At 53.9% G+C, this 323-nt stretch carries 1 protein-coding gene; it reads left to right on the forward strand.

Annotated features, from left to right (window positions below; translation table 11 throughout):
• A partial coding sequence (locus CSR02_RS09125; RefSeq protein ID WP_208616825.1) for a biotin/lipoyl-containing protein occupies positions 1 to 323 on the forward strand: 323 nt, incomplete at both ends.

Below are 323 nucleotides of genomic sequence, written 5' to 3' on the forward strand. Positions count from 1 at the left end.
ATGGCGACTGAAATTTTAATGCCCGCCCTTTCTCCTACCATGACAGAGGGCAAGCTGGCCCGCTGGCTGAAAAAGGAAGGGGATGCCGTAAACAGCGGTGACGTTCTGGCCGAAATTGAAACTGACAAGGCCACAATGGAAGTTGAAGCCATTGAGGAAGGTATTCTGGGCCGTATCCTTGTTCAGGAAGGTGCAGAAGGCGTTGCCGTAAACACTCCTATCGCCATTCTGGTGGAAGAGGGTGAGGCCGTGCCAGACAATATTGATACGCCTAAAAATGTGGCTGCCGCAGAACCTGCCCCCGTGCCGCAATCTGCGCCTTC

The organism is Acetobacter pomorum (genome assembly GCF_002738225.1).
GTDB classification, from domain to species: domain Bacteria; phylum Pseudomonadota; class Alphaproteobacteria; order Acetobacterales; family Acetobacteraceae; genus Acetobacter; species Acetobacter pomorum.